Source organism: Streptomyces sp. RK9 (assembly GCF_045070545.1).
Classification (GTDB): Bacteria; Actinomycetota; Actinomycetes; order Streptomycetales; family Streptomycetaceae; genus Streptomyces; species Streptomyces alboflavus.
Window position 1 is genome coordinate 3,247,733 of the sequence record NZ_CP173703.1, and the last position, 23,054, is coordinate 3,270,786.

Annotated in this window: 15 protein-coding genes and 2 pseudogenes; 9 read left to right on the plus strand and 8 right to left on the minus strand. The window is 74.9% G+C overall.

The features are described from left to right. Positions 1 to 20: 20 nt before the first annotated feature. Positions 21 to 1,592, minus strand: a complete 1,572-nt coding sequence (locus tag AB6L24_RS13325) for a hypothetical protein (RefSeq protein WP_405655275.1) — start codon at positions 1,590 to 1,592, stop codon at positions 21 to 23. Positions 1,593 to 1,638: 46 nt separating this feature from the next. Continuing rightward, on the minus strand, positions 1,639 to 1,833 hold the full coding sequence (locus tag AB6L24_RS13330; protein WP_030360399.1) for a hypothetical protein: 195 nt from the start codon (positions 1,831 to 1,833) through the stop codon (positions 1,639 to 1,641). Between the two features lie 372 nt (positions 1,834 to 2,205). On the opposite strand from AB6L24_RS13330, the gene AB6L24_RS13335 reads away from it, so the two are divergent. The 5 genes and pseudogenes from AB6L24_RS13335 to AB6L24_RS13355 all read left to right on the plus strand — a co-directional run bounded on the left by AB6L24_RS13335 (position 2,206) and on the right by AB6L24_RS13355 (position 8,621). Beyond that, a complete protein-coding gene (locus AB6L24_RS13335; protein ID WP_405655276.1) occupies positions 2,206 to 2,625 on the plus strand; it encodes an ankyrin repeat domain-containing protein in 420 nt (139 codons plus the stop codon). A 299-nt stretch (positions 2,626 to 2,924) separates the two neighbouring features. After that, the gene (locus AB6L24_RS13340) at positions 2,925 to 4,343 is read left to right on the plus strand and encodes a hypothetical protein (protein ID WP_030360397.1); all 1,419 of its coding nucleotides are present in this window, start codon (positions 2,925 to 2,927) and stop codon (positions 4,341 to 4,343) included. Between the two features lie 548 nt (positions 4,344 to 4,891). After that, positions 4,892 to 6,022: a glycosyltransferase family 4 protein gene (locus tag AB6L24_RS13345; RefSeq protein ID WP_405655279.1), complete on the plus strand. Its 1,131-nt coding sequence runs from the start codon at positions 4,892 to 4,894 to the stop codon at positions 6,020 to 6,022. A gap of 14 nt (positions 6,023 to 6,036) precedes the next feature. Beyond that, positions 6,037 to 7,185, plus strand: a pseudogene (locus AB6L24_RS13350) (glycosyltransferase); the annotation flags it as partial. A gap of 578 nt (positions 7,186 to 7,763) precedes the next feature. After that, a complete protein-coding gene (locus tag AB6L24_RS13355; protein WP_405655280.1) occupies positions 7,764 to 8,621 on the plus strand; it encodes an SGNH/GDSL hydrolase family protein in 858 nt (285 codons plus the stop codon). 292 nt (positions 8,622 to 8,913) lie between these two features. Here AB6L24_RS13355 and AB6L24_RS13360 read toward each other — a convergent pair. From AB6L24_RS13360 to AB6L24_RS13380, 5 genes and pseudogenes are all read right to left on the minus strand, one after another. Beyond that, positions 8,914 to 9,771, minus strand: a pseudogene (locus tag AB6L24_RS13360) (biotin-dependent carboxyltransferase family protein); the annotation flags it as partial. After that, positions 9,768 to 10,400, minus strand: coding sequence for an allophanate hydrolase subunit 1 (locus tag AB6L24_RS13365; RefSeq protein ID WP_405655282.1), 633 nt, complete (start codon positions 10,398 to 10,400; stop codon positions 9,768 to 9,770). The gene AB6L24_RS13365 and the pseudogene AB6L24_RS13360, both read right to left, overlap by 4 nt. Positions 10,401 to 10,531: 131 nt before the next feature. Next, on the minus strand, positions 10,532 to 11,296 hold the full coding sequence (locus tag AB6L24_RS13370) for a LamB/YcsF family protein (protein WP_405655283.1): 765 nt from the start codon (positions 11,294 to 11,296) through the stop codon (positions 10,532 to 10,534). Positions 11,297 to 11,409: 113 nt separating this feature from the next. Then, complete coding sequence (locus tag AB6L24_RS13375; protein WP_405655284.1) at positions 11,410 to 12,192, minus strand: putative hydro-lyase; 783 nt, start codon at positions 12,190 to 12,192, stop codon at positions 11,410 to 11,412. Beyond that, positions 12,189 to 13,490 (minus strand): MFS transporter, encoded by a 1,302-nt coding sequence (locus AB6L24_RS13380; RefSeq protein ID WP_405655286.1) that lies wholly within the window; start codon positions 13,488 to 13,490, stop codon positions 12,189 to 12,191. Before AB6L24_RS13380 ends, AB6L24_RS13375 begins: the two co-directional genes overlap by 4 nt. A gap of 211 nt (positions 13,491 to 13,701) precedes the next feature. On the opposite strand from AB6L24_RS13380, the gene AB6L24_RS13385 reads away from it, so the two are divergent. The 4 genes from AB6L24_RS13385 (at position 13,702) to AB6L24_RS13400 (ending at position 21,957) form a co-directional block, all read left to right on the plus strand. Further along, entirely contained in the window at positions 13,702 to 14,406 is a 705-nt protein-coding gene (locus tag AB6L24_RS13385; RefSeq protein WP_030360389.1) for a GntR family transcriptional regulator, read from the plus strand. A 91-nt stretch (positions 14,407 to 14,497) separates the two neighbouring features. Further along, positions 14,498 to 16,024, plus strand: coding sequence for a hypothetical protein (locus tag AB6L24_RS13390; RefSeq protein ID WP_030360388.1), 1,527 nt, complete (start codon positions 14,498 to 14,500; stop codon positions 16,022 to 16,024). 139 nt (positions 16,025 to 16,163) lie between these two features. Continuing rightward, positions 16,164 to 17,060, plus strand: coding sequence for a hypothetical protein (locus tag AB6L24_RS13395; RefSeq protein WP_405655288.1), 897 nt, complete (start codon positions 16,164 to 16,166; stop codon positions 17,058 to 17,060). A 100-nt stretch (positions 17,061 to 17,160) separates the two neighbouring features. Continuing rightward, the gene (locus AB6L24_RS13400; RefSeq protein ID WP_405655290.1) at positions 17,161 to 21,957 is read left to right on the plus strand and encodes a hypothetical protein; all 4,797 of its coding nucleotides are present in this window, start codon (positions 17,161 to 17,163) and stop codon (positions 21,955 to 21,957) included. Here AB6L24_RS13400 and AB6L24_RS13405 read toward each other — a convergent pair. After that, on the minus strand, positions 21,935 to 23,053 hold the full coding sequence (locus AB6L24_RS13405) for an aromatic ring-hydroxylating dioxygenase subunit alpha (RefSeq protein WP_405655291.1): 1,119 nt from the start codon (positions 23,051 to 23,053) through the stop codon (positions 21,935 to 21,937). The genes AB6L24_RS13400 and AB6L24_RS13405 overlap by 23 nt on opposite strands. Position 23,054: the final 1 nt, after the last annotated feature.

Below are 23,054 nucleotides of genomic sequence, written 5' to 3' on the forward strand. Positions count from 1 at the left end.
GGCACCTCCGTCCGGCGTGCTCAGCCCTCGGCGACCGCCGGGGCGAGGGCCGTGTCCGCCGGTGTCGTGCGGGCCGGGAGCAGGTCGAGGACGGCCCGCCGGTGCGCGTCGCTCGTGGCGTCGTCGTACGGGTCGGGGGTCGCCGGGACCTGGAGGCGGAGCACGGGGCCGGTGCCGAGGCGGGCGTAGCCGCGCCCGGGGGGCATGTCCGCCGTGGGGGTCGTGTGCGGCCGCGCGCCCAGGACCTCCTCGACCTGTCCCGGGGTGGCTGGACCGAGCACCACGCGCGCGCGGGTGTGCTGGCACACGGCGTCGGTGAGGGCGTCCGCGCTGTCGAGCTGGTCGGCCACGACGACGGTGACGCCCGCGGCGCGCCCGTGCCGCAGCGGCACCTGGAGCAGCGTCTGCGGATCGCGGTGGCCGTCGGCGGCGGCGAGGTGACCGAGGGTGCTGGGGCGGTCGAGGAGGATCCACAGGGGCCGCTTGATGTCGTCCGGCGGGGGGTGGCCCGCCTGCCGGGCGCGGTTCGCGGCGATGAGCCGGCGCTCCGTCTCGTGCGCGGCCCACTCCAGACTGGCGAGCGCCCCGGCGAGCCCGCACTCGACGGCGAGGACGCCGTCGCGCCCCGTCAGGCACGCGAAGTCGCCGGTGCCGCTGCCCTCGATGATGACGACGTCGCCGTACCGGAGCGCCTGCAGGGCCACCGAGCGCAGGAGCGTGGTGGTGCCGCTGCCGGGGTGGCCGAGGACCAGCAGATGGGGTTCGGTGGACCGGCCGCCGGTGCGCCACACGACGGGCGGTACGTCGCGCTGCTCGTCGCCGTCCGCCACGGGCAGGGTGCGCTGCACGGCGGAGGGGTCGGTGAAGCCGAGCACGGTCTCGCCGGGTGCGGTGACGAAGCGCTGGGCCGCGATGTCGGTGGGCAGCGGCGGCAGCACGGTCACGGTGAGGGTGTTGCCCTCCTCGTCCCACGTGAAGTGGTACTCCCGGCCGCGCCCCGACTTGGCGTGCAGCAACTGCTCGATGCGCGCGCGGGATTCGGCCTCGCCGTCGGTGAAGTACGCGGGATAGCGCAGCACCAGGTGGGAGACCCGGCCGTCGTCGTCGAACGCGTAGTCGCTGAAGGCCTTGTCCCACTCGCCGCCGTGCGCGAACAGCGGGCTCGGGTCGTCGGGGACGGAGAAGTACGGCACGAGTGCTTCGTAGAGCGACTGCAACCGCTGGACCTGGGCGTCGTCCGGGCCGGAGGGGGCCGGCGCGGTGCGCTCACGGCCGGTCCAGGCGGCGGCCGCCATCAGGCTGATGGCGGCGAGCAGCGGACCGTAGGGGATGAGCGCCACGACGAGGACCACGGAGGCCACCAGGAACAGCAGGGGGCCCCTGCGGTCCTTGGGGGTCTCGGACCACTTGCGCCGCCCGGCTCCGGCGAGGCGGCGCAGCCCGCGTGTGATCGTGATCAGCGGGTGGAGGACGTCGGTGGCACTGTCGGCGGCCGACCGGGCGAGTTCGCGACTGCGCGCGATGTGCTCCCGGCCCCGGGCGATCTGGGCGGTGCCGTTGCTCAGGATGCGGGGGAGAGGGCGCCGAGCCACGTCGTTCTCCTGGGGGTGGTGGTGAGCGGTGAACCGTCGGAAACCGTCAGAACTTGATGCCGCCGAGCAGGCTCGCGAGGCTCGCGCCGCCGGCCTTGATGCTCGGGGCGATGGCGGTGCCCGCGAGGTAGAAGCCGAAGAGCGCGCACACCAGCGCGTGCGAGGCCTTCAGCCCGTCTTTGCGGAAGAAGAGGAAGACGATGACTCCGAGCAGCACGACGCCTGAGATGGACAGGATCATGAGGTTTCTCCTGGTCGATGGGGACAGTCACCATGAGTTCTTCCAGGCTCACAGCATGTATCCATACGATAAAGGGTGCAAATGGGGTAAATTTCCGATATTTACCTCGAACGGCGGCGGCCTGATGGGCCGACTGTGCACGTCGGAGGCGGTTTCGAAGCGGGGGCCGGGGTGGGGGTCGTCACCCGACGTGATCTTTGCCGTGTGCGCGGTCGGTCATGTGCCGTGACGGGCAGTACCCTGTCGATTCACTCGTACGGCTGCACGGCTGGGACACCGGGAACGATCCGGACCGGCCGCGCATTCGTTTCGGCCCTGTGCGCGCGGAAGTCTCGACCCTGTGTGCGCGGAACACGAAAGGCGATCGTCACTGTGAGCGATGAAGTCCCCGAGACGGGGAGCGCGGCCGTTCCCGACCCGGAAGTCGTTGCCCTCGCGGGCAGGATCTTCGACCTCGCCCGGGCCGGTGACACCGACGCGCTCGCCGCGTACGTCGACGCGGGCGTGTCCGCGGACCTCACCAACGACAGCGGCGACTCGCTCGTCATGCTCGCCGCCTACCACGGCCACGCGGCGACCGTGCGTGCCCTGATCGAGCGCGGCGCGGACCCGGGGCGCGTCAACGACAAGGGGCAGACGCCGCTCGCGGGCGCCGTCTTCAAGGGCTCCGACGACGTGATCCGGGCGCTGCTCGACGGGGGTGCCGATCCGGCCGCGGGCACGCCCTCGGCGATCGACACCGCGCGCATGTTCGAGAAGACCGAACTGCTCGCACTGTTCGGCGCCGCCTGAGCGGGTAGGCGGTCCGGCAGCACGGGGGCGCCGGAAATGTGGTCGCGGCGGGCAGAACCGCTGGGTCATCATGACGACGTGATTCACGGACGCGACGTCGGGGCAGGTGTTGCCGCAGCGCGCGGACCGTGAGCGGCCCGACCCCGGACATGGCGTCCGGGACCCTCCGGGTCACCGACGAGAGGCAGAGGAAGATGGTCTTCAGCAAGCAAGAGACGTGGGGCGGCCCGACGTGTTGGCGCGCGGCCAGGTAGTGCGGATTCCCGGTTGCGTCGACGCTTGATGTGAGGCTGTTTCCCATGTTCGAACCGGTCATAGCGCCCAGCGGTACGCTGCTCGGCCTGCTGCAGCGGGGCCGCGGCGACGGCACCCTGCACGCACTCACCGCCCCTCGGTCCGAGGCGCTCTCCGCCCTCGACCACTGTGTGCTGCACGACCCGCGGCACGACTGGCAGGTGGAGAACCGCTCGCTGTACTACGCGCGGCTCTACCTCGATCTGAACGGCGGGCTCGGCGCGATCCAGCGCCATCTCTTCGACCCCGACGACACGCTCGACCCGGACGACTCACGCACCGGGCTCGCGCTGTCCGTCCTCGGCCACCTCGCCTCGTACGACAGGCTGGACGCCCTGCGCCTGCTGCGCAGCTACGCCGAGTACGGGGCGAACTGGGCCTGGGCCCTGGACGAGCTCGCCCTACGCGACGACGACGCGGGCCTGCGCGCCCTCGCCGTTCCCGTCCTGGCCCGCTTCCCCGCCGACGCCGAGGGCGAGGCCGCCCTCACCGAGGCCGTGCGCGACGCCTTCGAGCCCCGGCCCTGGCGGCTGTGGGCGGAGGATCCGCGGCCCGAGATCGGCGGCCGCGTGCGCGCCGCCGCCGAGCGCGGCTCCTTCGACCGCTGGCAGCGCCAGCTCGCACCCGCGGGGCCGCGCCCCGGCTGGAGCGTGCGGGCCGTGCTCGCCTGGGCCCAGGAAGGCCTTGAGCGCGGCGCCGCCCTGCATGTGCCCGCCGCCCGCTGTCTGACCGCCGTCGCCGGGCCCGAGGACCGCGCCGAGATCCTCGAGGCCGCCCGCCACGGCGCGGACGCCGAACGCGGCACGGCCCTGTGCTACCTGGCCGACGCCAACGATCCCGGCGTGCTCGACCTCCTGGAGGAGGCAGCGCAGAGCCCGTCGCGCGCCGTCGCCGACATCGCGGCCGAGACGTTCGAGCGGATGCGCTCCGTCGCCGCCGTCGAGCGGGCCCGGCAGTGGGCCGGGCGCCCCGACGCGCTCGGCGCGGCCGCCGGACGCGTGCTCGCCTGCAGAGGCGGCGCCCAGGACAGCCAGCTGGTGCTCGCCGCGCTGCGCGAGGCGGTGCGCGGCGAAGGCCCGGACGCGCCGACCCTGTGGCCGCTCGTCGACGGCGCGGGCCGCCTCGGCATCGGCTGCGCGGCGCCCGTCCTGCGCCACGTCTACCGCGAGACAGCCTCCTCCCACCTCAGGGGCCGCGCCGCCCGCGCGCTCGCCGCCACCGACCCCTCCTTCGCCGCGGGCTTCGCCGTCGAGTGCCTGTGGGACTGCGAGGAGTCCACCCGCGAAGTCGCCGCACGGCACGCCGAGACCGGTGACGCCCGCGTGGTCAACCGCCTCCGCCGGCTCGCCGCGGATCCCGCCGAGGAGGACGACGTGCAGTCGGCGGTACGCAGCCGGATCGGGCCGGACGCGCCTGCCGTGTGAGCCTTGGGGCGCGGTTGGGAGGTCTGTCGGCGGTGCTGGATGCGAGGGGTGGGTCTCCGACGGGCTCCTGGTGGCCCCGGGTGGGCCCTGGGCAGGCCTCGGACGGGCTCCGGACGGGCTCCGGATGTGCTCCGGACGGGCTCCGGACGGGCTCCGGATGTGCCCCGGACGGGCTCCGGACGGGCTCCGGACGGGCTCCGGATGTGCCTCTCGGCAGGCCGGGCGCTCGCGGGGTGAGCCTTCCCCGCCGCCCGCAGAGGCGTGAGCCGGGCCTCTGCCCGGCGCAGAGTCCCGGGACGCTTGCCGTCCGCTACACCGCGCAGCCGGGACCGAGACCCCGCACGACCCGGGGGCGCGGCCGGTGCCGCACCCTCCCCGCGCGGGCACGCCCCGCCCCCGAAGGCCCAGCTGACCGCCCCCGCCCGGTGCGTAACGCCCCGCCTGCGGCGAAATGGCCGGATCCCGTGGAGCGCAACGCTCATGGGACGTTCCTCATCAGGAAAGATCCACGTTGACGTGGGCACGCCCCGCCTGACGACAACACGGGTATGCGTGTCGTCATCGTCACCGAATCCTTCCCGCCCGACATCAACGGCGTGTCGCACTGCGCCCTGCAGACCGCCCGGCAACTCGTCGCGCGCGGTCACGAGCCCCTCGTCGTCGCCCCCGCAACCGCGGCGGGGACCGACGCCGACGCCGACCCTCTCTCCCCGTGCCCCGTCGTCCGCGTACCCTCCCTGCCACTCCCCGGATATCCGCAGGTCAGGGTCGCGTTGCCGAGTCGACGGCTGGCGGCGGCGCTGAGCGCGCACCAAGCCGACCTGGTCCACCTGGCCAGCCCGTTCGTGCTCGGCGCGCGCGGCATGGCCGCGGCGACCCGCAAGCACCTGCCCACCGTCGCCGTCTACCAGACCGACATCGGCGGCTACGCGCGGACGTACATGGGCCGGGGCGAGGCCACCGCGTGGCGACGCATCCGCACGGTGCACGCCGCCGCCGACCGCACCCTCGCGCCCTCCACGGCGGCCCTCACCGACCTGGTCGCGCACGGCGTGCCCCGGGTGCGGATGTGGCCGCGCGGCGTGGACACCGAACGCTTCAGGCCGACGCTGCGCGACCCCGCCCTGCGCCGCGCACTCGCCCCCGACGGCGAACTGATCATCGGCTACGTAGGGCGGCTCGCCCCCGAGAAGCACGTCGAACTCCTGGCGCAGGTGTGCGGCCTGGACGGCGTCCGGGTCGTCGTCGTGGGCGACGGGCCGAGTGCGGGCGCCCTGCGCACGGCGCTGCCCGGGGCCGCGCTCCTCGGCCGCCGCACCGGCGACGAACTCGCCCGGATCTTCGCCTCCTTGGACGTCTTCGTGCACACCGGGCCCTTGGAGACCTTCTGCCAGACCGTGCAGGAGGCCATGGCCAGCGGCGTTCCCGTCGTCGCTCCCGCCGTCGGTGGACCGCTCGACCTGGTGGTCCCCGGGAGCACCGGGATCCTCGTCCCGCCCGGTGACGCCGCCGCCGTGCGGGACGCGGTGTGGGTCATGGCCGCCGACCCGGCGCTGCGGGCCGCGTACGGGGCCGCCGGGCGCGCCGCCGTCCAGGGACGGACCTGGGACGCCATCGGGGACCAGCTCATCGCGCACTACGAAGAAGTGCTCGCCGAGCGCACGGCGGTGGCGGCATGAGCGCGGCCCTGGGCATGGACCCCCTCGCCACGGCACGTGCCGCGCGCACCGCCGGGCCACTGCGCATCGTGCGCCTCGCCAACTTCGTCACGCCCTCGTCGGGCGGACTGCGCACCGCCCTGCGCGAACTGGGCCGCGGCTACCTCGCCGCGGGCCACGACCCCGTACTGATCGTCCCCGGGGAGCGCGCCGACACCGCCCGCACGGAACAGGGGCTCGTCATCACCGTGCCCGGACCCGAACTGCCCGGCACCGGCGGCTACCGCGTCATCGCCGACCGGCGGCGCCTCACCCGCCTCCTGGAGCGCCTCGCCCCCGACCGCCTCGAGGTCTCCGACCGCACCTCCCTGCGCTGGACCGGCGAGTGGGCGCGCCGCGCCCGCGTCCCGGCCGTGATGGTCTCCCACGAGGCGGCGGACGCCGTGATGCGCACCTGGGGGCTGCCGCCGGGCCTGGCACGCCGCGCGGCCGACGCCCTCAACACCCGTACCGCGCACGCCTACGCGCGCGTGGTGTGCACCACGGCCTGGGCGGAGCGCGAGTTCGTACGCGTCGGGGCGGGCAACGTCGTACGCGCCCCCCTGGGCGTCGATCTGGCCGACCGCCACCCGGGGCTGTGGGACCGGCGGACACGGCAGCGCTACGCGCGCGGGGACGACGACGTGCTCCTGGTGCTCTGCTCCCGCCTCTCCGTGGAGAAGCGCCCCGGCATGGCGCTCGACACCCTGGAGACCCTGCGCGGGCGTGGCGTACCGGCCGTGCTCGTCGTCGCGGGTGACGGTCCGCTGCGCTCCCGGCTCGAACAGCGGGCACGGGAGCGGCGGCTTCCGGTGACGTTCCTCGGCCATGTCGCGGACCGCGCCGTGCTCGGGGCCCTCCAGGCCGCGGCCGACGTGTGCCTGGCCCCGGGCCCCTGCGAGACCTTCGGCCTGGCCGCGCTCGAAGCCCTCGCCTGCGGCACCCCGGTCGTGGCCAGCGCCTCGTCCGCGCTGCCGGAGATCGTGGGCGGCGCGGGGGCTGCCGCCGCCGACACGCCCCATACGTTCGCCCACGCCGTGCGGGCGGTCCTCGAACGCCCGGAGCACATCCGCCGGGCGATGGCACGCGCGCGTGCGGAGTGCTTCGGGTGGGATGCGGCGGTGGGGGCGTTCTTGGCGGCGCATGGGGTGGGTGGGGTGCATGGGGTGCACGGAGTGGGTGCGGTGGGTGCGGTGGACCCGGTCGATGCGGGATTTGGGGTGACTGTTGGGGGTGGGGCAGTTGTGAGGAGTCGGGCGGCTGTTGGGGTTGGGATGGCCGATACGAACGGGATGGCTGTTGGGGGTGGGGTGGCTGCCACACACGGGGTGATCGTCAGGGATGGGGCGACTGTGAGGAATGAGATGGCCGTGGTGGACGGGGGCACTGTGGGGGATGGCCCGGGTGCGGCGGTCAGCCAGGGGCTTTGCTCCGACTCCGGGCGGAGCGGTGCGGGGGTGGCGGCCGCCACGGATGGGGTCGTGGCATCGGCCGGCGACGGGGCACTGGCCGGGGACGTGGTACTGGCCAGAGATGAAGCACCTGCCAGCGATGGGGCACTGGCCAGGGGCGCGGCGCCTGCCGGGGATGCGGTACCGGTTCCGGACGCTGTACCGGTCCCGGACGCGGTACCGGCCCGCGACGCGGCAGCCGCCAGGGAAAGCGTCCGCGCGCTGCGCCTCGTCGTGGGGCCCGGCGCCGCGTCGGACGGGAGCGGTGCCGGATGAGGCCGGTGACGTTCGTGGCGCTCGGGGACTCGCTCACGCAGGGCGTGGGGGACCCCGTGGACGGTGCGTGGCGGGGCTGGGCGGCGCTGCTCGCCGAGGGCCTCGGGACACCCCAACGGCCCGTGGAATTCCACAACCTGGCCGTCAGCGGCGCGCAGACCTGCGACGTGCACGCCCGCCAGACGCCCCGGGCGGTCGCCCTGCGGCCCGACGTCGTGTCCGTCGTCGTCGGCGTCAACGACACCCTGCGCTGCACCTTCGACATCCGTGCCGTCGCCGCGCGCCTCGACGAGGTCTACGGCGCCGTCACGGCGGACGGCGCGGTGCTGCTCACCGCCTGCATGCCCGACCCCGGCGCCATGCTGGGCCTGCCCGGCGCGCTCGGCCGCCCGCTGGCCCGGCGGCAGCGCGCGGTCAACGCCGTCGTGCACGCCCTGTCGGAACGCCACGGCGCCGTCCACCTGCACGCCGCCGACGAGGAGTGGGTCGCCGACCGCACCCTGTGGAGCGCGGACCGGCTGCACCCCTCAGAGCGCGGGCACCGGGTGTTCGCCGCCCGCTTCCACGCACTGCTCGCCGCGGCGGGCCTGGCACCCGGCCCCGCCCCCGCCGTCGAGCCCGAACTGCCGCCGCCCGCCGCGTCGGCGAGCCTGCTGTGGCTGGCCACGGCCGGCACCGGCTGGGTCGCCCGGCGCTGCACCGACCTGCTGCCGCAGCTGCTCGGCCTCGCCGTGGAGGAGGTACGGCACCAGGTGCAGGGCACGAGCGGCGGGCTCGACGTGCGGGACGCGCACGCCGCGGCGGCGGCACTCGCGGGGCTCGGAACCGCAGGGCGGCAGGTGGAGGCGGCGTAGCCCGCGCCGCACCCGCACTGCGCCCACGCCGCATCCGGGCCGTGCCGCACGCGCCTCCGTGCCGCACGCGCCTCCGTGCCGCACGCGCCTCCGTGCCGCACGTGCCTCCGTGCCGTATCCGGACCGCACTGCGCCCGCGCCGCACGGGCCCGCGCCGCACAGGCCCGCGCCGCGCCCGAGCCGTGCCGCGCCCGAGCCGTGCCGCGCCCGAGCCGCGCCGCGCCCGAGCCGCGCCGCCTCCGGCGCCGCGCCGCACTCGCCCCTCACCCACCCCCCGCCCCAGACCAGCCCCCACCCCCACGAACCGCACCACCGTCCCCGGCACCGCCTGTGCCGCTGCCGCGAGGTCGCGCTCCCTGACGACGCCCACGACCGGGTAGCCGCCCGTCGTCGGGTGGTCGGCGAGGAACACCACGGGTCTGCCGTCGGGCGGTACCTGGATCGCGCCCAGGACCATGCCCTCGCTGGGCAGTTCGCCGCTCACCGCGCGCTCCAGGGGTGGCCCGTCCGTGCGCAGGCCGATGCGGTTGCTCGCCGAGGACACGCGGTACGCGCGCGTGGTGAGCGTCCGTAGGGCCGTGGCCGTGAACCAGTCGGTGCGAGGCCCCGGCGTCACCCGCAGGATCAGCTCGCACGGCGGGCCGGGCTGCGGAACGGTGTCCACGCGCGCGGGGGCGACGGGTGCGGCACCCAGCGGAAGCACCGCGCCGTCTGTGAGCGGGGGCGGGCCGAGCCCGGACAGCAGGTCGGTGGAGCGGCTGCCGAGGACCGGCTCGACGGCCACGCCGCCACCGAGGGCGACGTAACCGCGTACTCCGGAGACAGCGGGACCCACCTCAAGGAGAGCACCGGCAGGCACCCGCACCGGCGTGCCCCATGCCACCGCGCGCCCGTCGACCGTCACCCGGCAGGGCGCACCGCCCACGGCGACTGTGACGTCGCAACGGGGCCGCAGCGCACAGCCATTGAGGGTGGTCTCCAGGACGGCCGCGCTGGCCGGATTGCCGACGAGACGGTTCACCAGGGCGGCGGCGGGCCGGTCGAGGGCGCCGGAGCGCGGCACCCCGAGGTGGGCGTGTCCGGGGCGGCCCTCGTCCTGCACCGTGGTGAGCGCCCCGGCCCGTACGACCGCGAAGGCCCGGTCGGTCATCGGCCCTCCGGCACGAAGCGGACCCGCGCGCCCGGCGACAGGAGCGCCGCCGGTACGCGCGTGTGGTCCCACAGCACGGCGTCCGTCGCCCCGATCAGCTGCCAGCCGCCGGGCGAGGAGCGCGGGTAGACGCCCGTGTACGGCCCGGCGAGGCCGACGGAGCCCGCGGGCACCGCCGTCCGCGGCGTCGCCCTGCGCGGCACGTCCGGCACTCCGCCGAGGCCCGTCAGATAGCCGAAACCGGGCGCGAACCCGCAGAAGGCGACGCGGAACTCGGCGGCCGAGTGGATCCGCGCCACGTCCCCGACCGGCACGCCCCACAGCGCCGCCACGTCCGCCAGGTCCGGCCCTTCGTACCGCACCGGGATCTCCAGGACGTCGTCCGCGCGCGCGGCCGGCGGCGGGATCTCCCAGGTGGGCAGGCGCACGGCGAGCCGGAGCGGGGTGTCGGGTCCGTCAGGGCCGTCGAGGCCGTCCAGGAGCACCGTGCGGGCCGCGGGCACGATCTCGCGTACGACGAGGTCTCCGGCCGCCCGGCGGCGCAGCAGCTCGGCGTGCAGGGCCGCGGCGGCCGATCCGTCGGCGAGTTCGACGAGCAGCGCGCGCTCGCCCATGGGCAGGACCTTCATGGGCAGGACGTTCGCGGCCTGCGCCGAGCACGGAGTCGGCGCAGGCAGCGGCGGTGATGCTGTCGGTGTCGGTGTCGGTGTCGGTGTCGGTGTCGGTGTCGGTGGCGGTGGCGGTGGCGTCGGGCGGGTGCTCATGCGAACGCCTCCACCCGCACGCCCGCCGTTTCGAGGCGTGCCCTGACCTGCCGCGCGAGCTCCACCGCTCCGGGGGTGTCGCCGTGCAGGCACAGGGAGCGCGCCCGGACGTCGATGCGCCGCCCGCCGTGCGAGACGACGGTGCCGAACCGGGCGATGCCGAGGGACCGTTCGACGACGGCGTCCGCCTCCGTGACGACGGCGCCGTCGGTGCCGCGCGGCACCAGAGTGCCCTCGTCGGTGTACGCCCGGTCCGCGAACGCCTCCGTGACGACCGGGAGCCCGGCCTTCTCCGCCGCCTCCAGGAGACGCGATCCGGGAAGGCCGAGGACGGGCAGAGCGGCGTCGGCGAGCAGCACGCCGTCCACGACGGCGGACGCCTGCTCGACGTCGTGCACCGCGCGGTTGTACAGCGCGCCGTGCGGCTTCACGTACGCCACACCGGCGCCCGCCGCGCGCGCGAACACCTCCAGGGCGCCGATCTGGTACGCCACTTCGGCCGCGAGCTCGGCGGCCGGCACGTCCATCGCGCGCCGCCCGAACCCCGCCAGGTCGCGGTACGACACCTGGGCGCCGATCCGCACCCCCCGCTCCGCCGCGCGCTCGCACACGCGCCGCATGGTGGCCGCGTCGCCCGCGTGGAAGCCGCAGGCCACATTGGCGCTGGTGACGACGGACAGCAGCTCCTCGTCATCGGTGAGCCGCCACCGCCCGAAGCCCTCGCCCAGGTCGGCGTTGAGGTCGATCGAGGCCCAGGTCATGTGCGTATCGCTCCCGTGAGTTCGTGTGCTCCGCGCGGGGGTGGTCGGGCCCCCGCGCGGTGGGGTTCCGTGTCCCGCGCGCGGGGGCTGTGCCCGGGGCGCGGGTGCGTCGGTCAGGCGACGCGGTACTGCTCGTCGCGCGCGTCGGTGATGAACATCCGGCCCGGCGCGTGCGTGATCGCGAACGGCGGCCGCGACGCCATCACGGCTGCCTGGGGCGTCACCCCGCACGCCCAGAACACCGGGATGTCGTCGGGCTCGGCGTCCACCGGGTCGCCGAAGTCGGGCTCGGCGAGGTCCGCGATGCCGAGGCCCGCCGGGTCGCCGCAGTGGACCGGCGCGCCGTGCACCGCGGGCAGCACGGAGGTCTCCTGGATCGCGGTGGCCAGGTCGCCGGGCGGCACCGGGCGCATCGACACCACCAGGGGGCCGCGCAGCCGCCCCGCGGCACGGCACTGGCGGTCGGTGACGTACATGGCGACGTTGCGGCCCTGCGCGACATGGCGCAGCGGCACGCCGGCCGCCGCGAGCGACCACTCGAAGGTGAAGCTGCAGCCGATGAGGAACGACACCAGGTCGCCGCGCCAGTGCCCGACCACGTCGGTGGGCTCGTCGACCAGCTCGCCGTCCTGCCACACGCGGTAGCGCGGCAGATCCGTGCGCAGATCGGCCCCTGGGGCCAGTGGCGTGGTCCAGGAGCCCGTGTCCGTCACGTCGAGCACCGGGCAGGGCTTCGGGTTCCGCTGGCAGAACAGGAGCATGTCGTACGCCCAGTCGGCGGGGACGGACACCAGGTTCGCCTGGGTGCGTCCGGGCGCCCAGCCGGTCGTCGGCACGCTGTGGCCCGAGCGGAACGCCGCGCGTGCCTCTTCGGGGCTCACGGTCTCGGGGCTCACAGCAGCTCCCTCCCGCGCGTCTCGGGCAGCCCGAACAGGGCGATCACGGCGAGCGCGTAACCGAACGCTCCGAAGATGAGCGCTCCGCCGACGCCCCAGCTGTCCGCGAGGAAGCCGACGGTCGTGGGGAACACGGCGCCCACCGCGCGGCCGGTGTTGTACGTGAATCCCTGCCCCGTGCCGCGCACGGCGGCCGGGTACAGCTCGCTCAGGAAGGAGCCGAAGCCGCTGAAGATCGCCGACATGCAGAAGCCCAGCGGGAAACCGAGCACCAGGAGAAGGCCGTTGGCGTCGTCCGGGATGTTCGTGTAGGCGGCGATGCTGGCCGCGGACAGGAACGCGAACAGCGTGATGTTGCGCTTGCGGCCCAGCTTGTCGGTGAGGTATCCGCCCGTCAGATAGCCGATGAAGGCACCGGAGATCAGGAACGTCAGGTATCCGCCCGTGCCGACGACCGTGAGCCCGCGGTCCTCCTTGAGATACGTGGGCACCCAGGTGGCGAGCGTGTAGTAGCCGCCCTGGACACCCGTGGACAGCAGCACCGCGAACAGGGTGATGCGCAGCAGGCCCGGCTTGAAGATCGCCTTGAACGAGCCCTTCTCCGTGCTCTGTTCGCGCTGGGCCGCCGCCTCGGGGGCGTCGTGCACGTTCCGGCGTACGTAGATCACCAGCAGCGCGGGCAGTGCCCCGGTGAAGAACATGACACGCCAGGCGATGTCGTCGTCCATGAACTGGAAGACCAGCGTGTAGACGATCGCGGCGAGCCCCCAGCCGACGGCCCAGGAGCTCTGGATCGCGCCGAGCGTACGGCCGCGGTTCTTGGCGGTCGCGTACTCGGCGACCAGGATCGCGCCGACCGCCCACTCGCCGCCGAAACCGAGGCCCTGGAGGGCGCGGAAGACCAGCAGGGTCTCGTAGTTGGGCGCGAAGCCGCAGGCCACGGTGAACACCGCGTACGTGATCACGGTGATCATCAGGGCCTTCACCCGGCCGATGCGGTCCGCGACGACGCCCGCGACGGCGCCGCCCACCGCGGAGACGACCAGCGTGACGGTCGTGAACAGACCGGTCTGGCCGCTGTTCAGGCCGAAGTAGGCCGAGAGCGCGACCATGCTGAGCGGCAGCGTGAAGTAGTCGTAGGAGTCGAGCGCGTACCCGCCGAAGGCGCCGGCGAAGGCGCGGCGACCGCGCGGGCCGAGCGCGCGCAGCCAGCCGAACGCGCCGTCGTCGTCGGGTGGTTGAGCCCCGCGTGGCTGGTCGTCCAGCGCTGTCGCGGAGGGCGGGGGAGTCGTGCTCATGGGCACCTCACAGAGGAGTCGGCGGAGCTGGAGGGTGCTTCTGAGGAGCGGGGGTGTGCTGACCGGCGCGTGGCCGGTGCCCTCTGGGGACGGGGGCGGGGTGACGCCTGCCGGACAACGTAGAGGATTGTTCAACGATCCCTCAATACCCATGTTGTCTCGTTCTTGTATCTGCGGTTGAATCCGGGCATGGCTGAGGGGATGGCTGATCATGGCTGAACTGACCGGTCTCGCCGACGACCGCGCGCTGCTGGGACGCACGAGCACCGCGGAGCGGGTCGCGGACATCCTCCGGAGCCGCATCGCCGAGGGGTACTTCCCACCCGGCACCCGGCTGTCGGAGGACAGCATCGGCGGCGCGCTCGGCGTCTCCCGCAACACCCTCCGCGAGGCCTTCCGGCTCCTCACCCACGAGCGGCTGCTCGTCCACGAACTCAATCGCGGCGTCTTCGTGCGGGTCCTGACCGTCGAGGACGTCGAGGACATCTACCGCACCCGGCGCCTGGTGGAGTGCGCCGTCGTGCACGGCCTCGGCCGCCCGCCGTACGCCGTCGACGCGCTCGCCGCAGCCGTCGCCGAGGGCAGGGCGGCGGCGAGCCGCCGGGACTGGAAGGGCGTCTCCACGGCCAACATCCACTTCCACCGCGAGCTCGTCGCGCTCGCCGGGAGCGCCCGCACCGACGAGCTGATGCGCAGCGTCTTCGCCGAACTGCGGCTCGCCTTCCACGTGGTGGACGACCCGCGCCGCCTCCACGAGCCCTATCTGGTGCGCAACCAGGAGATTCTGGACGCACTTCAGTCCGGCCTCGGCCCGAAGGCCGAGCGGCTGCTCGGGATCTACCTGGACGACTCGCTGCAGGGGCTCGTCGACACGTACGCGCGGCGGGTCGCGGCGGGCGGGGCCGGGGCGGGCTGAGCCTCCCTCGGGGCAAGGCGGGGCAGGCCGGGGCGGCGGGGCATCTGCGTCGTTTCGACCGTTGTCAGACCGAGGACCTAGTCTGTGCACCGTGACTTCGCCTGCCGTACCGGACTCCGTTCCGTCCCAGCTCAGCGCGGGGCCGCGGCCCGCGCCGGGCCCGGCCGCCGACGAGGGCCTGGCACGGCGCCTGCGCGCGCTCGCGTGCACGGCCCCGCTGCACGACCTGGACGCCCGCAAGGCGAACCTCGCGGGGGAGTATTCGGTGTACGCGATGGCGGAGGTGGCCCTGTCCGCCATCGACCTCGTCACGCTGAACATGGACTTCGACACGGGCGCCGACCACGACCAGGTCGTCTCCCGGCTGCTGCCCCGCGTCGCCGCCCAGGCCCCGCGCCGCCCCACCGCCGAGCACGAGCGCGTCGCCCGCTGGGTCCTGGAGAACCTGATCAACGTGGGCAGCGTCGACCGCGGCTTCCGCGCGGTGTACGGCACCTTCGACCCGGACGGCACCTACGTCCGCAGGGACTACGACTTCAAGCTGATCGAGGAGGTCCCCGGCTACGGCGGCGGTGTCTGTCTGCGCACCACCGACGAGGCCGTGAACGTCCTCGTGGGTGCCCTCGACACCGACGTCACCAGCGCCCAGATCGCCGCCGAGGTGAAGCTGGAGGTCCTGATCAGCCGCGGCCGCCTCGCCGACGCCCAGCTCGCCGCCGAACAGGCGCGGTACCGCACCGTGCAGTACTCGGAAACGCTCCGCAGGGCCCTCGACGCGACCCGGCGCAACGTCCGCGCGGTGGACTGGCTCCAGTCCGTGCCGGACATGATCGCCGAGGCCCTGGACCACGTGGCCGACCGGTACCGCCACGAGAACGCGATCCTGACGAACATCCGCAAGGCACGTGACGAGTCCGAGGACCCCGAGCAGAAGCGCCGCGCCGCCGAACTCGTCGACATCGTCAAGGACTGCATCCGCCGCCACACCCAGCTCCAGTCCCGCCTCCTCGAAGCGGGCCCCCTGTTCCGCGCCGAGCAGGACCGGCAGGCCTTCGCCACCCCCACCGCGCGCACGGGACTCGACCTGTACGGCCAGTTGGTCGCCCCGATCCTGCCGCTCCCCGCCGAGCAGGCGATCCGCGTGACGGACGCCTTCTTCGCGCGCGGGACGGGCCTGCGCACGCCGGTGTCGGTGCGGGTCGGCGACCTCGTCGACATACTGCTCACGCCGCCGCAGGAGCGCGAGCACCTGGGCGCGGAGATGCCCGAGCCCGACCTCATCGCCACGCCCGACGACAGCCGCTTCAGCGAGGAGCAGCTGGCGAGCGCCATGGAACTGCTCGCGCTGCCGCACGACGCGCCCCGCAGGCTCTCCGGGCTGCTCGCCGACGCCCGCCGCCAGGACCCCGAACTGCCCTACCTGGTCGCCCTCCTAGCCGTCCACGCCGCGAGCCCGCCCGTCGGCACGGCCTACCGCCAGGGCGAGCAGCAGCTGCTCTTCGCCGTGGACGACGGCACCGACCTCGACGACCCGGAGTTCGGCGGCGCCGACCTCATCGTCGGCACGGCGCTCCTGGACGCGGTGGGGATGGCGGCCGACCGGACGGAGGCGGCCTGATGACGGCGACCACGCGGCCCGCACGACGCAGGCCGCACTCTCCGGGGACCATCGGCGCGCTCCCGCGGCACGCTCAGGTGGCCACCAGTACGCCCCCGCACCCCGTACGACCGACCGACCGCACCAAGGAGCCCCAGCCGTGACCGATCACCCCGCAGAGCACGCCGCGTGGGGCGAGCCGGACGCCGCCGCGGCCCCGGCGCCCGCGGGCGCCGCCGTCACCCCGGCCGACGCCGCCGACGCGGCCCGCCTCGTCGCGTTCGGACTCCAGCCCAAGCTCCAGCCCGCCCGCGACCAGGAGTACGGCGAACTGCTCCGCAGGTACCGCGAGGACCCGCCCTTCGCCCGCCTCGCCGACGCCGTCGCGGCCGGGCTCGGACTCGTCGTCCTCGAGGTGTCCCCGCGCGCGGGGATGGCGGTGACCGCCGCCGAGGACTCCGTGTTCGCCGTCCGCATGGGCGACTACGCGCGCCGTGCCGCCGCCGACTCCACCGACCGCTTCCTGCACGGTCTCGCGCACCTCGCCGTCGCCGCCATGGCCTTTCCGCGCCCCGAGGACCTGGCCGACGACGGGTACATCGGCCGCGTCACGGTCAACGGCGTCGACGCCTTCGTACGACAGGCCTGCCGACGCCTTGAGGAGCGCGCCGAGGAGCAGGGCGAGAACACCGACCCGGCGTCGGACGCGCCGGGGCTCGAGTCCGCCTGGCGGATCTGGGCGCGCCGCAGTTCCACGGGCGCCACCAAGGACGCGCGCAGGCTCGCCGGTTCGACCACCGGCATCGTGGGCAAGGCCGCCGCGTTCCTCACCGACTCCGGCTTCCTCCAGCGCACGGGCGACGACTCCGGCGGCACCTACCGCACCACCGCGCGCTATCAGCTCCAGGTCCGCGACATGGCGGGCACCGCCGCCATGGCCGAACTCCTCGAGCTCGGCGTCGTGCCCGTCACCGACGGCTCCGCGACGCTGCTGCCCCCCGACGACACCGACGACCTGGATCTTGCGGCCGACGCAGGCCTGCCGTTCCACTCCTGACCCGCGCGGGACGGCAGCCGGCCGCCCCGCCCGCGTCCACCGACGTTCCGCCACGTTCCGTTTCTTCGTCCCGCACGACTTACGACGAGAGTCCGCCGCCATGTACGAGCTGTCCCGGGTCCGCCTCTACTCCATCGGCCCCGCCGGTGCGCGCTACGCCGACACCGTGCTGGACCTGCGCGGCGTCGGCGACGTGGTGCCCGACCCCGCGCCCGCGCAGGCGGAGTTCTTCGAGGAGGAGCCCGTCGGCCCGCCGCGCCGCCCGGCGCCCGCCGGAGTGCTCTTCCTGGAGAACGGCGGCGGCAAGTCCGTCCTGCTCAAGCTGATCTTCTCGGTGATGCTGCCGGGCCACCGGAACACGCTGGGCGGCGCCAGCTCCGGAGTGCTGCGCAAGTTCCTCCTGGCCGACGACTGCGGACACGTCGCCCTGGAGTGGCAGCACACGCTCACCGGCGAGTGCGTCGTCGTCGGCAAGGTCAGCGAGTGGCGCGGACGGCAGGTCTCCAACGACCCGCGGAAGTTCGCGGAGGCCTGGTACTCCTTCCGCCCCGGTCCCGGGCTCAGCCTGGACTCGCTGCCGGTCGCCGAGGCCACCGCCGTGCGCCCGTCCGTCGAGGGCGCGTCCGGCGCACAGGGGCGGCGGCGCACCATGAAGGGCTTCCGGGACGCCCTCATGGAGGCCACGAAGGCCTACCCGCACCTCGAAGTGCACTGGGAGGAGATCCACGACCGCTGGAACGAACACCTCGGGGACCTCGGCCTCGACCCCGAACTGTTCCGCTACCAGCGCGAGATGAACGCCGACGAGGGCGAGGCCGCCGGCCTCTTCGCCGTCAAGAAGGACTCCGACTTCACCGACCTGCTGCTGCGCGCCGTCACCGACACCCGGGACACGGACGGCCTCGCCGACCTGGTGCACGGCTTCGGCAACAAGCTGGGCCGGCGCGCCGAGCTGATCGCCGAGCGAGACTTCACCGCGGGCTCCGTGGACCTCCTCGGCCGCATCGTCGACGCCGCGGACACCCGGGCACGCGCGCGTGACGTGCACGCGGGCGCCGAACGCCGCACCCGCACCCTCGCCCGCCGCCTGTCGGCCCGCGCCGTCGAGGAGCGGGGCCGCGCCGCCGAACTGGCCGAGCAGGTCACCGCCGCCGCCCACACCGTCACGGCCGCCGAGCAGGCCCGCGGCCGCTCCGCCCTCATCGCCGCCGAACTCGCCTACCGGCACGCCTCCCTGGCCCTCACCGTCGCCGAGAAGGCCGCCGCCGCCCAGCGCCGCGAGCTGGCCGACGCACGCACGCTGCACTCCGCCTGGCAGGCCGCCGAGGCCGTCCTGCGCCACCGTGCCGCCGCCGACCGCTCCGCGCGCGTGGCCGTCGCCATCCGCGAGGCCGAGCGGGACGCCGCCCCCGCGCTCGCCGCCCGCGCGAAGGCCGCCGCCGACCTCGTCCGCGCCCTGCACACCGCAGCCGAGGGCGCCGAGTGGCACGCCAACGAGGAGGAGGAGCGCTCCGCCGCCCTCCAGGAGACCGGCGAGGCCTCGCACCGCGACGCCACCACCGCCGCGACCGAGGCGCAGCGCGCCCGCAGCGAGGCCGGGCACCTGCGCCAGCGCCTCACCGAGGTCGAGCAGGAGACCGCCGAGGCCGTCCGCGCGGGCTGGCTCGACGACAGCACCCCCGACGCCGACCCGGCCCGCGCGGCGCTCGCCGCGAGCGACGCCGAGAAGACGGCGGTCGCCGCCTGGGACGAGGCCCGCGAGTCCGCACGCCGGGCCGCCGACCAGGCCAAGGAGGCCGCCGCCGCCGAGGCCCGAGCCGAGCTGACGGCGGCCCGCGCGGAGGACGCCGCGACGGCCGCCGAGCAGGCGCACGACGCGGAGAGCCGCACCGCCGACTCCCTCGCGCAGGACGAGCGCATCGCCGAACTCCTGGGCCTGCCGAGCGCATCCGGCGGGATCGGGCACGGGGTGCCGCAGCCCCGGCACGCCGGAGCCGGGGCGGGCGAGGGCGCCGACGACGGGGTGGAGGCCGCCGCTCCGGGGTTGCGCGGTGCCGAGGGGGCGCACGGCGCTCCGGGCGGTGGCGCGCGCACCCTGGGCGACGCCCACGACGGCCCCGCGCCCGGCGCCGCCACCCCGGCCGCAGCCGGACAGGCCCTCGCCCCGGTCGCCCCCGGTCTCACCGCCACGGAGCTGGACCGCGGCGCCGACGACCTGAAGACCCTGCTCGACGACGGAGTGGCCGCCGCCGAACGGCAGTTGTTCGAGCTGCGGACCGCCGCCGCCGACGACTCCCGCATCCTCGGCGCGCTCGGCGACGGCGGTCTCCTTCCGCCCGGGCCCGACGTCCTCGCCACTGTCGAGTTCCTCGGGGAGCACGGCATCCCGGCCCTCCCGGGATGGCGTTATCTGGCCCAGGCCGTCGACCCGGCGGACCACGCGCGCGTGCTCGCCGCACGCCCCGAGCTGGTCGACGGCGTCGTCATCACCGACCCGGACACCCACGCCCGCGCGCGCGAAGCGCTCACCGGCGCCGCGCTGCTCCCGCGCTCCACGGTCGCCGTCGGCACCGCCGCCGCGCTGCTCGCCCCGGTGCCGCACGCCGACAGCGCCGCCGACGACTCCGGCGCCGTCTTCCTCGTACCGCCGAACCCGGCCATGCACGACGAGCACGCCGCCGACGAGGAGCGGCAGGCCCTGCGGGCGCGCACCACCCGGCGCGACGAGGAGATCCGGGCGCTCGCTCTGCGCCTCGCCAAGGACCGGGAGCTGGCCGCGCGGCTCGCCTCCTGGCGCTCCGGCTGCCCCGCGGGCCGCCTCGCCGAGCTGGCCACCGCCGCCCGGGACGCGCGCGCCTTCGCCGAGGAGGCGGAGGCCGAGCTGGCCGAGGCCCGCACCGCGCGCGCCGAGGCCGACGAGATCGCGGCCGACGCCGCCCGCGTGCGCGACGAGCGCCAGGAAGGCGCCCAGCGCGCCCGCCGCGCCGCCGACGCGCTCGCCGGGCTCGCGTTCCGCCTGCGCGAGCGCGCGGGCTGGCAGACCAAGCTGCGCGAACTGGCCGACGACGCCGTCGAGTCGGAGGCCCGAGCCCAGTCCTGCCTGGACCGCGCCCGCGCCGCCGACGAGGACCGCCGCGCCGCCCAGCGCACGGCCGACGACGCCCGCCGCACCGCGCGCGCCCTGCGTGCCGAGCGCGCCGAGATCGCCGGCGCCCCCGAGGACGTACCGCTGGACCAGGAAGGACCCAAGACCTCCCTGCCCGCCCTCCGGGAGGCCTACCGCGCGGCCTCGCAGCTGTACGAGAAGGTCGGCGTCGGCGCCGACCTGCGCGCCGAACAGGCCCGAGCGGAGAGCGACGAGAGCGCCGCGCTCGCCGAGCTCGACCGGCTCAGCAACAAGGTGCGCACCCGCGCGGCCCAGCTCCTCGAAGGCACCGACGGCGCCGACGGACCCTCCCGGCAGGCCGCCGCCGCCCGCGCGGAGGCTCAGGTCCAGCTCATCGAGTCCCGCGCCGCCACCGCCAGCGAACAGCTCGGCCGCCTGCGCGGCGAGGCCGAGCGGCACGCCCCCGAGGACGGCGAGGCGCACACCGACCTCCCCGAAGAGCTCGTCCCGGCCGACGTCGAGCAGGCCCAGACCCTGCTGCGCACCGCCACGACCGAACTGGCCACCCACACGGAGGCCCTGAGCCAGGCCAAGGAGGCGCACGCCGCGCTCCTGCACACGCACCGCGCCACCGAGGACGCGGCCGGCGGGTTCGACGAGACGGCGGCGCTCCTGCGCGACCTGCTGCGCGAGCACCACGACACCGAGGACGACGAGCAGCCCGCGCCGCATCCCGGCACCCTGGAGGAGGCCCGCCAGGCCGCCGCCGAGACCCGTCGCTCCCTGCGCGGCTGCGCCGCCGACCTGTCCGCCGCCGAGTCGGCCGTCCGCGAGGCCGGCGACGTCCTCGTCCGGCACGCCAACTCCACCCGCTACGAGCAGGTCCGCACCCCCGCCCGGCAGCAGATCCGCGAACTGCCCGCCTCCGCCCTGCCCGAGCACGCCAAGAAGTGGGCCGACGCCTTCGCGCCCCGCCTGCGCGTGCTCACCGACGAGCTGGAGCAGCTGGAGCGCAACCGCGACAGCATCGTCGACCGGCTGCGCGGCCTCGTCGAGTCGGCCCTCGCCACGCTCCGCTCCGCCCAGCGCCTGTCCCGGCTGCCCGAGGGCCTGGGGGAGTGGTCGGGCCAGGAGTTCCTGCGGGTCCGCTTCGAGGAGCCCGATCAGGCGACGCTCACCGAGCGCCTGGGCGAGGTCATCGACGAGGCCACCCGCGCGGCCGTGAAGAAGAACTCCGACCTGCGCAGGGACGGCATGTCCCTGCTGCTCAGGGGAGTTCAGGCCGCCCTCGAACCGCGCGGCATCGCGGTGGAGATCCTCAAGCCGGACGCCGTCCTGCGCGCCGAGCGCGTCCCGGTGGGGCAGATGGGCGACGTGTTCTCCGGAGGCCAGCTCCTGACCGCCGCCATCGCCCTCTACTGCACGATGGCCGCCCTGCGCTCGAACGACCGGGGCCGCGACAAGCACCGGCACGCGGGCACGCTGTTCCTCGACAACCCCATCGGCCGCGCCAACGCCACGTACCTCCTGGAGCTCCAGCGGGCCGTGTCGGACGCCCTCGGCGTCCAGCTGCTCTACACCACCGGTCTGTTCGACACGACGGCGCTCGCGGAGTTCCCGCTCGTCATCCGGTTGCGCAACGACGCGGACCTGCGCGCGGGCCTGAAGTACATCAGCGTCGAGGAGCACCTGCGGCCGGGGCTGCCGCAGGAGCAGCAGGCCCCGGCCGGGGAGACGGTGCACGGGGAGATCACGGCGACACGGATGTTCAAGAAGCCAGCCGCTGGATGAGCCAGTGGTGGAACACCCCGATGTGATGCTCGGTCGGCACCAGCACACCGCCGTGGCGGTACGCGCGTGAGCCCATCGCGGGCTGGGTGCGCTCGCACGCCGCGAAGTCCTGCTCGTTGACCCGGTGGAACAGCTCGACCGACTTCGACAGATCCGCTCCGGAGGCGACGACGTCGGGCGCGTACAGCCAGTCGCACTCGACGACCGTGCGGTCCACGGCCAGCGGGAACATGCGGTGCAGGATCACGTGGTCCGGGACGAGGTTGACGAACACGGCCGGCTTGACGGTGATGGCGTAGTAGCGGCGGTCCTGCTCGTCGGCGACGTCGGGCAGCCGCCCGAAGCCCGGCGAACCGTCCACAGTGAAGCCGCTGACGTCATCCCCGAAGGCGGCGCCGTGGCCTACGTAGTACTGCGCCGCGAAGCCGTCGGCGAACTCCGGCAGGACGTCCGTCAGCTCGGGGTGGATGGTCGCGCAGTGGTAGCACTCCATGAAGTTCTCGACGATCAACTTCCAGTTGGCGCGCACCTCGTAGCGGACGCGATGGCCGAGCGCCAGGTCCTGCGTGCGGTAGCGCTCGATCGACGCGGGGTCGCCGAGGCGTTCCCTGGCCTCGCCGATCACCGTGTCCTCGAAGGAAGGCGGCACCTCGGCCAGGCACACCCAGGCGTAGCCGAGCCACTCCCGCAGCGCGACCTCGACCAGGCCGTACGCGGACCGGTCGACGTCCGGCATCCGCGTCAGGTTCGGCGCCGCGATCAGCCGTCCTTCCAGGTCGTACGTCCAGGCGTGGTACGGGCACTGGAGGCTGCGCCGGACCTGGCCCGCCTCGTCCGCGCACAGGCGGGCGCCGCGGTGGCGGCACACGTTCAGGAAGGCGCGCAGGCCGCCGTCGCGGGCGCGGGTGACCAGGACGCTCTCCCGGCCGACCTGGACGGTGCGGTACGCGCCGGGACGGTCGAGGTCGGCGGAGCGCACGGCGCAGCACCACAGGGCCTCGAACAGGCGCTCCTGCTCCTGGCGGAAGACATCGGGGTCGGTGTAGTAGTGGCCGGGCAGCGTCGCGATGAGGCTCGCGGAGACCTCTGTCGTCACG

Bases quoted from the DNA above. Each gene is read 5' to 3' on its own strand.
- AB6L24_RS13330 (WP_030360399.1), bottom strand. From the start codon at position 1,833: ATGATCCTGTCCATCTCAGGCGTCGTGCTGCTCGGAGTCATCGTCTTC.
- AB6L24_RS13340 (WP_030360397.1), top strand. From the start codon at position 2,925: ATGTTCGAACCGGTCATAGCGCCCAGCGGTACGCTGCTCGGCCTGCTG.
- AB6L24_RS13345 (WP_405655279.1), top strand. From the start codon at position 4,892: ATGCGTGTCGTCATCGTCACCGAATCCTTCCCGCCCGACATCAACGGC.
- AB6L24_RS13355 (WP_405655280.1), top strand. From the start codon at position 7,764: ATGAGGCCGGTGACGTTCGTGGCGCTCGGGGACTCGCTCACGCAGGGC.
- AB6L24_RS13365 (WP_405655282.1), bottom strand. From the start codon at position 10,400: ATGAAGGTCCTGCCCATGGGCGAGCGCGCGCTGCTCGTCGAACTCGCC.
- AB6L24_RS13370 (WP_405655283.1), bottom strand. From the start codon at position 11,296: ATGACCTGGGCCTCGATCGACCTCAACGCCGACCTGGGCGAGGGCTTC.
- AB6L24_RS13380 (WP_405655286.1), bottom strand. From the start codon at position 13,490: ATGAGCACGACTCCCCCGCCCTCCGCGACAGCGCTGGACGACCAGCCA.
- AB6L24_RS13385 (WP_030360389.1), top strand. From the start codon at position 13,702: ATGGCTGAACTGACCGGTCTCGCCGACGACCGCGCGCTGCTGGGACGC.
- AB6L24_RS13400 (WP_405655290.1), top strand. From the start codon at position 17,161: ATGTACGAGCTGTCCCGGGTCCGCCTCTACTCCATCGGCCCCGCCGGT.